Consider the following 9721-nt stretch of genomic DNA (forward strand, 5'->3'; position numbering starts at 1 on the left):
TGACGGGCGCCTTCGCTGGCAAGCCAGCTCCTACGGAGGGTGCGGCACGATTGATGTAGGAGCCGGCTTGCCGGCGAAGAGGGCCTTGAGTCTTGCGCTGTTCAGGCGGGCGCCTTCGCTGGCAAGCCAGCTCCTACGGAGGGGGCAGCAGGATTGGTGTAGGAGCCAGCTTGCCGGCGAATAGGGCCCGTGAGCCTTGCGCTGTTCAGGCGGTCGCCTTCGCTGGCAAGCCAGCTCCTACGGGGGGTGATGCGAGTTGTGCAGGAGCCGGCTTGCCGGTGAAGCGTTCGGCGGTTCAGTAAACGTCGCGGCGGTAGCGGCCCTGTTCGATCAGGCGCTCCACGTGCTCTGCTCCCAGCAGTTCGTTGAGCACCTGATCCACTCCCGAAGCCATGCCCTGCAAGCTGCCGCAGATGTAGATCGCGGCGCCATCGTCCAGCCATTTTTTCAGCTCGTCCGCCGCCTGGCGCAGGCGATCCTGGACGTAGACCTTTTCGGCCTGGTCCCGGGAGAACGCCAGGTCCAGGCGGCTCAGGTCGCCCCGGGTCAACCATTCCTGCAGTTCGTCCTTGCAGTAGAAATCATGCTCGGCATTGCGCTCGCCAAAGATCAGCCAATTGCGTTGCTGGCCGTCGGCGATGCGGGCCTTGAGCAGGCTGCGCAAGCCCGCCAGTCCGGTGCCGTTGCCCAGCAGAATCAGTGGGCAAGGTTCGGCCGGCAGGTGGAAGCCGCTGTTGCGTCTGACCCGCAGGCTGATGCTGGCGCCCACTGGTGCGTGTTCGGTCAGCCAGCCGGAGCCGATGCCCAGGCTGCCGTCGGCGTGGCGTTCCTGGCGCACCAGCAGCTCCAGGCAGCCGTCGGCGGCAATCGAGGCAATGGAGTACTCGCGCATGCTCAGGGGCACCAGGGCATCCACCAGGGCCTGGGCGTGCAGGCCCACCAGGTGGGTACGGTTTTCTGGTAGTTGGCGGCTGCCCAGGGCTTGTTCCAGGCTTTCCTCCAGGCCGTCGAGGCGGACTTTTGTTTCGCCGGAAAGGCCCAGGCCGTCGAGGAAGTATTCGACCAGCCACGGACTGTTGCGCGGCATGACTTCCACCAGGTCGCCGGCCAGCCAGCTGCTGGCGCTGGGGGCCAGCAGTTGCAGCAGGTAGACCCCGGAGCCGCTGCTGTCGGGGTTGAGCAGGGTGCGGCTCTTCAGGGTCCAATTGTCGAAGGCCGGGGCCTGCCACAGGTCTACCGGGGCATGGCCGGTGAGCTGGCCCAGTTGCTGCTGCCAGTGGCGCAGGGCGTAGCTGTCGCCGCTGTCCACTTCGATGGGGGCGAACAGGGTGCTGCCGCCCTGGTTCGACAGCCAGTCGTGCAGGCGTCGGGCGAAGCCGCAGAAGTGCTGGTACTGGCGGTCGCCCAGGCCGAGCACGGCGTATTGCAGGCCTTGCAGCGACAGCTCGCGGCCCAGCAGCTTGCGCTCGAAGCCGCGGGCGCTGTCCGGTGCTTCGCCGTCGCCAAAGGTGCTGACCACGAACAGCGCGCGCTGGGCGTCACGCAGGTCCTGTTCGCTGAGATTGCTCAGCGGCTGGACCTTGGTCGCCACCCCGGCAGCCTGCAATTGCCCGGCAGTCTGCCAGGCCAGTTGCTCGGCGAAACCGCTCTGGCTGGCGAAGCCGATCAGCCACGCCGAGCCGTCGGGGGCGGTACTTTCCAGGCCTTGGCGGGCCTGCTTGATCTGGCGCTTCTTGCGTCGGCGATCCAGGTACAGTAGCCAGCCGGTGACGAAGAACAGTGGCATGGTCAAGGAGGCCAGGGTCAGCAGGATGCGCCCCACCAGGCCGAAGTAGCTGCCCACGTGCAGCGCGTAGACGCTGGTGAGCAACTGCGACTTGAGGCTCTTGTCGGCGTAGCGGTCATGACGGCTGATCACCCCTGTGGCCGGGTCCAGGGTCAGTTGGTTCAGCGCCCGTTCGTGGGGGGAGGTCTTGAGCAGGTAGAACACCGTGGCCGGCTGGCCGGCCACGGCGGGCATGCGGATGTTGTAGCCGCTGAGGTCCTTGCCGGCAGCGCTGTAGATGCTGCTCCACATGGCGTTGTAGTCCGCCACGGGGGCGGGGCCCTTGGGCGGTGGGCCGCCGCGACCACCGCGCTGGCGTTCACTGTGTGGCGCGTCGGAGAGCAGTTTGGTCAGGCCCTCTCTGTACCAATCGTAGGACCAGTACAGGCCGGTGAGGGCGAACAGCAGATAGAACAGCAGGCACCAGGTGCCGAACACCGCGTGCAGGTCCCAATTGAAGCCGCGGCCTTTCTTGGCCCAGTCCAGGGTCAGCCACACCCGCCAGTTGCCGACCTGGCGCGGCCAGCGCAGGTACAAGCCGGACAGGCAGAAGAAGATCAGGATCAGGGTGCAGGCGCCGGTGATCTGCCGGCCGGTGTCGCCGATGGCCAGGAAGCGGTGCAGTTGCAGCATGAAGCCGAAGAAGTCCTGGCCGACGGCGTCGCCCATGAATTCGCCGGTATAAGGGTCGAAGTAACGCATCTGGCCACGGCGTTCCCCCGGCGGCGGGGTGAAGAACACCCGTGCGGCGTTGCCGCTGTCGGTTTCCACCCAGAGCATGGAGACGGTCTTGCCTTCGGTGGCCTGGATTTTTTCCACCAGTTCGGCGGGCGGCAGCACCCCGGCGGGGAGCTTGTCGACTTGCAGTACCGATGGATTGAGGGCGCGCAGGATCTCGTCCTGGAACGACACCGTCGCCCCGGTGATACCCATCAGGGCCAGGATCAGCCCCGCGCTGATGCCGAAGAACCAGTGCAGCTGAAACAGGGTTTTCTTCAACACGTCACTCGCCTTGTTCGTCCAGAGAGTTGAAACACGGCGTGCATTATGCCGTGGGTTGTCGATAAGCATTCTTTCTTACATGCAAAAGCCCCAGGCATTGAAATGCGTGGGGCTTGGCGGCCTGTGGCCGGGGCCACAGGACAGTGCTGCATTGGATCAGAAGTGGAAGTTGGCACTCATCAGCGCGGTACGGCCGGCCGCCTGGTTGGCGAAGTGCGACGCGTAAGCCTTGTCGTAGTAGGTCTTGTCGGTCAGGTTCTGTACGTTCAACTGCAGGTCGACGTTCTTGGTCAGCTTGTAGCTGGCCATGGCGTCGTAGCGGGTGTAGGACGGTACGTACACGGTGTTGCCGGTGTCGCCGTAGACATCGTCGACGTAGAACGCACCGCCGCCGACGGTGAGTTTCGAGGTGATGGCGTAGGTGCTCCACAGGCTGAAGCTGTTCTTCGGCGTGTTGGGCATTTCATTGCCTTTGGCCGAGGCCGCACCTACGGTGATCGCGCCGTTGCGACCGGTCAAGCCTGGATCAACCAGCTCGCTCTTGAGGTAGCTGTAGCCGGCGAAGACTTGCCATTTGTCGGTGATCTTGCCGCTGGCGCCCAGTTCCAGGCCGTCGACACGGGACTCACCGGCGTTCTGGTAGGTCAGTGCGTCCACCAGGACTCGGGTGTTTTTCTTCTCGGTACGAAATACCGCAGCGGTGAGGGACATGCGGTCGTTGAGCACGTTCCACTTGGTTCCCAGTTCATAGTTGACCGTCTCTTCAGGTTGCAGGTCGCTGGTACTGGCGCCGGCAGCCAGGGGGTTGCCCTCGGCACCTTCACCCACCAGGGCGCCGGCCGGGGTCGCCGAGGTCGCGTAGGAGGCGTAGATACTGCCGTTGTCGGTCGGTTTCCAGACCAGGCCGGCCTGCCAGTTCCAGAACTGGCTGTCGTCTTTGAGCTTGCTTCTGGCCTTGACCGTAGGAGTAGCTACAGCGTTGGTGTTGGCCACGGTGTCGAAGGTGTCGTAGCGCAGGCCCACGTTCAACAACCATTGCGGGTCCAGCTCGATGGTGTCGAAGACGTAGGCGGCGCGGCTGGTGGCCTTGGTGTTGGTGCCGTTGTAGTTGCGTGCAACGCTGCCGGTCCAGGCGTCGTCCGGGTTCGGATTGCCCAGTGAGGTGCAACTGCCGCCGCTGTTGCCCACTTTGTTCGCGGTACAGGTCGGGTTGCTGTTGGGGCTGACGGTATAGCTGCTGACACGAGTTTCTTCGCCCGTGAACTCAAGCCCGGTGGAGTAATTGTGCTTGAAGCCCAGTGCATGGAATTCGCCAAACAGATCGGTCTGGTTGGTGGTGGTTTCCGTGGTCGAGACGCGGCTGTTGGCGCGACGCCATACGGTGCCGTAGCGGTTGACGTTGAACTTGCTGTCGTCCGGCTGGGTGAGGACATAGTCCTGCCCGGTGCTGCCGTGACGCAGAGTGTTCTTGAGCGTCATGGTGTCGCTCAGGTCGTGTTCGATGGAGAAGGTGCTGATGTCTGCGCGGGTCTTGCGGAAGTCGCGGTCCTTCAAACCGTAGAAGTTGCTGCTGTCGCCGCCGTCGGTGGGTTTGTCGTGACCATGGGCCGTGGCGCTCGCGGAACTGTAGCCGTAGGGGATGCCCGAATCCGGCAGGTCGTCGCTTTCCATGTGGTAGTAGCTGAGGTTGACCCGGGTCGGGGTGCCCAGGCCGAAGGTCAGCGATGGCGCCACGCCCCAACGGTCGTAATTGACGGCGTCGCGACCAGCCACATTCTGTTCGTGGCTCATCAGGTTCAGACGGAAGGCCGCACCTTCGAGGAACTGACGGTTGACGTCCAGGGTGTAGCGCCGGGTCTGGTCGGAACCATAGGTGAAACCGCCGTTGAGGAAGTCCTGTTGCTTGGGCATCTTGCTGGTCAGGTTCAGGCTGCCGCCCGCAGAGCCGCGTCCGCCAAAGGCGGAGTTCGGACCTTTGCTCACTTCGATGGTTTCGATATCGAAGATCTCGCGGCTCTGGCCACCGGTGTCACGCACGCCGTCGAGATAGGTGTCGCCCTGGGCGTCGAAACCACGAATGAACGGACGGTCACCTTGAGGGTTGCCACCCTCACCGGCGCCGAAGGTGATGCCCGGTACCGTACGCAGTGCGTCTTGCAGGGAGGTGGCAGCGGTGTCCTTGAGGACTTGCTGGGGAACCACGGTGACCGAGCGCGGTGTATCCACCAGTGGCGCGGTGTATTTCTGCGAGGAAGCCTTTTCCACCTGGTAGGACGTGCTGTCCTGGGCCTCACCGGTAATGCTGGTGGCTTCCAGGGCAATGGCTTTGCCAGAGGTCTTTTGCTGGGTGTCTTCAGCGGCCTGGACCATATGGCCCGCGGAACCGGCAGTGATCGCCACGCCAATTGCAGACGCCAGCAGGCGTGGTGAACTGACAGCGGATGGTGGTTGTTGGCGTGACATGGTGATTCCCCTCCCCAAGGATTTGAGGCCGCGGAATATAGGGGAAAGAAACAATTGTTATCAATTGCGAAACATTACTATTCGCACTGAATTTACATTCTTTACAATTTATCCTTACGGTTTTTGCGCTCTCATTCGTCTGTCGGGTTTTACATAGGCAATAAGAATCAATATCATTGGCGCTCTTTCGCTGCTCAGGTACCTGGCCATGTTGCTGCATATCCCCGGCGTGTTCACCCGTGATGAAGTGGGGCGTATCCGTGAAGCCCTGGAGCAGGCGGACTGGGCGGACGGCAAGATCACCGCCGGGTACCAGTCGGCCAAGGCCAAGCACAACCTGCAGTTGCCCGAGGGCCATCCACTGGCTCAGGAGATCGGTGCGGCGATGCTTGATCGCCTGTGGCAGAACCCCTTGTTCATGTCTGCCGCCTTGCCGCACAAGGTGTTTCCACCCTTGATCAATTGCTACACCGCCGGCGGCAGCTTCGACTTCCACATCGACAACGCCGTGCGCCAACCCAAGGGCAGCCCGGAGCGGGTGCGCACGGACCTGTCGTCGACCCTGTTCTTCAGCGATCCCGAGGATTACGACGGCGGCGAGCTGGAGATCCATGACACCTACGGCCTGCAGCGGGTCAAGCTACCGGCGGGGGACATGGTGCTGTACCCCGGCACCAGCCTGCACAAGGTCAACCCGGTGACCCGCGGCGCGCGCTATGCCTCTTTCTTCTGGACCCAGAGCCTGGTGCGCGAAGATAGCCAGCGGGCCTTGCTGTTCGAGATGGACGGGGCGATCCAGGAGCTGACCCGGGACGTGCCCGAGCACCCTTCGCTGATCCGCCTGACCGGCACCTATCACAACCTGCTGCGTCGCTGGGTCGAGGTGTAAGCGGTGACATTTCAACTTCGCCGCGAGGAAATCCTCGACGGCGCCCAATTGAGCGCCATGCTCCAGCAGAGCCCGGCCCGTGCGGCCCAGGCGGTGCTGGTCGCCGCTTCCGAGGGCATGCTGGAGGCTCAGGCGCTGCTGGGGCAGATCCTCCTCGACGGTCGCGGCATCCAGCAGGATCAACCCCTGGCGGTGCGCTGGTTCGAGATCGCCGCACAGCGTGGGCACCTGATGGCGCGCAACATGCTCGGGCGCTGCCATGAGCACGGCTGGGGTTGCCCGGCGGATGCCGCCCGCGCTGCAGGGCACTATCGCCTGACTGCAGAAGCGGGGCTGGATTGGGGGTTGTACAACTACGCCAACCTCCTGGCCACTGGTCGTGGTGTGGCGCAGAACCATGCCTTGGCCCTGGCCTGCTACCGTCGTGCGGCGGACCTTGGCCATGCCAAATCGATGAACCTGCTGGGGCGCTACCTGGAGGAAGGGCTGGTGTGCCAGGCCGACCTTGAAGCGGCGCGGGACTGGTACCGGCGCTCGGCCGAAGGCGGGGATTTTCGTGGGCAGTTCAGCCATGCGGCAGTGCTGGCGGATGCCGGGCGCATCGAAGAAGCCGTGGATTGGCTGCAGCAGGCCCTGGCTGGCGGCAATTTGAATTTCCTGCGGGTGGCTTGCGCCGCGTTGCTCAAGGCCACGCACCCCGAGATTCGCGAACTGGCCCAGGCCTATCAGCGGCGGGCGGTGGAGCTGGGCGACGCACCGCAATGAGCTGTAGGAGCTGGCTTGCCAGCGAAGAGGCCAGACCCAGGCAATGGGGCGTCTGCGTTTCGCGAGCAAGCTCGCTCCTACAGGGAGGGATGTGTATTCGGATACAAAAAAGCCCATGACAAGTCATGGGCTTTTTCTTGCAGCTAGCTGCCGTCCTTAAACGTAGAAGGCCTTCAGCGGCGGGAAACCGTTGAATTCCACCGCGCTGTAGCTGGTGGTGTAGGCGCCGGTGGACAGCCAGTACAGGCGGTCGCCGATGGCCAGGTTCAGCGGCAGGCCGTACTTGTAGTTCTCGTACATGATGTCGGCGCTGTCGCAGGTCGGGCCGGCGATCACCACTTCTTCCACTTCACCTTTCTTCTCGGTCCAGATCGGGAACTTGATGGACTCGTCCATGGTTTCGATCAGGCCGGAGAACTTGCCCACGTCGGTGTACACCCAGCGCTCGACGGCGGTGCGGGATTTGCGTGCCACCAGTACCACTTCGCTGACCAGGATGCCGGCGTTGGCGATCAGCGAACGGCCTGGCTCGAGGATGATTTCCGGCAGCTCGTCACCGAAGTCTTCCTTGAGGAAACGGATGATTTCCTCGGCATAGGTTTCCAGGCTGTTGGTGCGGGTGATGTAGTTGGCCGGGAAACCGCCACCCATGTTGATCAGCTTGAGTTCGATGCCGTCTTCTTCCTTGAGGCGCTCGAAGATCACCTTGACCTTGGCAATGGCGGCGTCCCAGACGCTGATGTCGCGCTGTTGCGAACCCACGTGGAACGACACACCGTAAGGCACCAGGCCCAGGTCGCGGGCGAGGATCAACAGGTCCATGGCCATGTCGGTCTGGCAGCCGAATTTGCGCGACAGTGGCCAGTCGGCGGTGGTGGAACCTTCGGTGAGGATGCGCACGTAGACTTTCGAACCTGGGGCGGCCTTGGCGATGTTGCGCAGGTCGGCTTCGGAGTCGGTGGCATACAGGCGCACGCCCTTGTCATAGAAGTAGCGGATGTCCTTGGACTTCTTGATGGTGTTGCCGTAGCTGATATTGGCCGGGTTGACGCCACGGCCCAGCACCTTGTCCAGCTCGTAGATCGAAGCGATGTCGAAGCTGGAGCCTTTTTCGTGCAGCAGGTCGATGATTTCGACGGCCGGGTTGGCCTTGACCGCGTAGTAGACCTTGGCGAATTCGAAACCGGCGCGCAGGTCGTCGTAGGCCTGGGAGATCATCTGGGTGTCGATGACCACGAACGGGGTTTCTTGCTGGTCGGCGAAGGCCTTCATTTTCTGAAAGGTTTCGCGCGCAAAATAGTCTTCGACGTTAATCGACATGCGTTGGGAGCTCCTACTGGCAAACGTTAGAAATCAATGGGTGCAAATGAACGTCCTCCGTATCCCCACTTTGGTTCGCCTACTTCCCAAGGCATGTCGCCGAAAGCAAAAAGGCCATGGGAAATCTGCCCTTGGCCTTGCTGTCTCGTCGTCAGTACTTGAGCCGGATGGATCGTTTCCAGCATGGACGTTCGGCGCGAACTTTAGGCGGTGAGGGGGCTGAGATCAACAAAAAATGTCGCGTTTTTGCACTTGTCTGACGTGCGTAATCGACACCTGTCTTTGTAGACGACACAGATGACCGGAAGATGTTCCCGAAGAATTCCAGGGTGTTAAAAATACCTGCACGTTCGCCGCCTTTGTCCACCTGATCGCTGTAAACAACGAAGGCTTCAACATCGGCGACGTTGCCTGCGAAACACCTCGTCAGAGGGTTGTTTTGGCCATTCTGGCCACTGCTTGAAGTGGTTGCGACAGGGGCGAGTGTTCATATTTCTTACCGCTCCCTGCCGGAGCCGTGCTGGCGATGTAGGAGCCGGCTTGCCGGCGAAGAATCCCTCGAACCTTGTGCCGTTCTGGCGGGTGCCTTCGCTGGCAAGCCAGCTTCTACGGCGGGCGTGCTGTATCTATCAGGCAGAGGCGGTTTGCGCGGGGGAGACGATGCTGGTCTTGGCCCCGCGTGAGCGCCCCGAGCTCAGGTAGGCAGCAATGGATTCCTGGGTCACTTCCCCAAGGAATACCCGTTCGGCATCCATTACCGGCAACCACGAGCGGTTGAACTCGTACATGCGCGACAGAAGAATCCGCAGGTGTTCGTCGTAGGCGGCTGTAGCGTTGAACTCCCGCAGGAACTGGGCGCAGGTGCCGGTCTGACGGTGCAGGTCGCGACGACGTACATAACCCAGAGCCTTGTTCTCGGCACAGGTCACCACCACGTAGCGCCGGTCGTGTTCGTCCATCAGTTCCAGGGCGTCGGCTACCGGGGTTTCCGGGCTGACGGACGGGGCGTTGTCTGCGGCGTCTTCGGCCTTGACCAGCAACAGGCGTTTCAAGGTGCTGTCCTGGCCGACGAAGTTGCTGACGAAGTCGTCCGCCGGGTGCGCCAGCAGAGTGTCCGGGTGGTCGATCTGCAGCAGCTTGCCGGCGCGGAAGATGGCGATCTTGTCCCCCAGCTTGATGGCTTCGTCGATGTCGTGGCTGACCATGATCACGGTCTTGTTCAGCGCCCGCTGCATCTCGAAGAACTCATTCTGGATCATCTCGCGGTTGATCGGGTCCACCGCGCCGAAGGGTTCATCCATCAGCAGCAGCGGAGCGTCCGCCGCCAGGGCGCGGATCACCCCGATGCGCTGTTGCTGGCCACCGGACAGTTCCCGTGGGTAGCGATGCAGGTACTGCTTGGGTTCGAGCTTGATCATGCTCATCAGCTCGCGGGCCCGGTCGTGGCATTTCTGCTT

General features: G+C 62.5%; 6 protein-coding genes. 2 read left to right on the top strand and 4 right to left on the bottom strand.

Features of this window, described 5'->3' with window-relative positions; translation table 11 throughout:
* Positions 1-295: 295 nt before the first annotated feature.
* Together BLX41_RS27465 and BLX41_RS27470 are read right to left on the bottom strand one after the other, a co-directional pair.
* The gene (locus tag BLX41_RS27465) at positions 296-2827 is read right to left on the bottom strand and encodes a PepSY domain-containing protein (RefSeq protein WP_123727428.1); all 2532 of its coding nucleotides are present in this window, start codon (positions 2825-2827) and stop codon (positions 296-298) included.
* A 156-nt stretch (positions 2828-2983) separates the two neighbouring features.
* Positions 2984-5290, bottom strand: coding sequence for a TonB-dependent receptor (locus BLX41_RS27470; RefSeq protein WP_123727429.1), 2307 nt, complete (start codon positions 5288-5290; stop codon positions 2984-2986).
* A gap of 208 nt (positions 5291-5498) precedes the next feature.
* On the opposite strand from BLX41_RS27470, the gene BLX41_RS27475 reads away from it, so the two are divergent.
* Positions 5499-6179 carry a Fe2+-dependent dioxygenase gene (locus BLX41_RS27475; protein WP_123727430.1) on the top strand — a complete coding sequence of 227 codons (681 nt, stop codon included), beginning with the start codon at positions 5499-5501 and terminating at the stop codon, positions 6177-6179.
* A 3-nt stretch (positions 6180-6182) separates the two neighbouring features.
* Complete coding sequence (locus BLX41_RS27480) at positions 6183-6944, top strand: tetratricopeptide repeat protein (protein WP_123727431.1); 762 nt, start codon at positions 6183-6185, stop codon at positions 6942-6944.
* A 156-nt stretch (positions 6945-7100) separates the two neighbouring features.
* On the opposite strand, the gene BLX41_RS27485 is transcribed toward BLX41_RS27480, so the two are convergent.
* Both BLX41_RS27485 and BLX41_RS27495 read right to left on the bottom strand, forming a co-directional pair.
* Positions 7101-8264 (bottom strand): type III PLP-dependent enzyme, encoded by a 1164-nt coding sequence (locus BLX41_RS27485; protein WP_123727432.1) that lies wholly within the window; start codon positions 8262-8264, stop codon positions 7101-7103.
* 629 nt (positions 8265-8893) lie between these two features.
* The coding region (locus BLX41_RS27495) for a CBS domain-containing protein (RefSeq protein ID WP_259745246.1) at positions 8894-9721 on the bottom strand (828 nt) is incomplete at its 5' end.

The sequence above is a fragment of the Pseudomonas protegens genome (assembly GCF_003732485.1).
In the GTDB taxonomy this organism is placed as follows: Bacteria; Pseudomonadota; Gammaproteobacteria; order Pseudomonadales; family Pseudomonadaceae; genus Aquipseudomonas; species Aquipseudomonas protegens_B.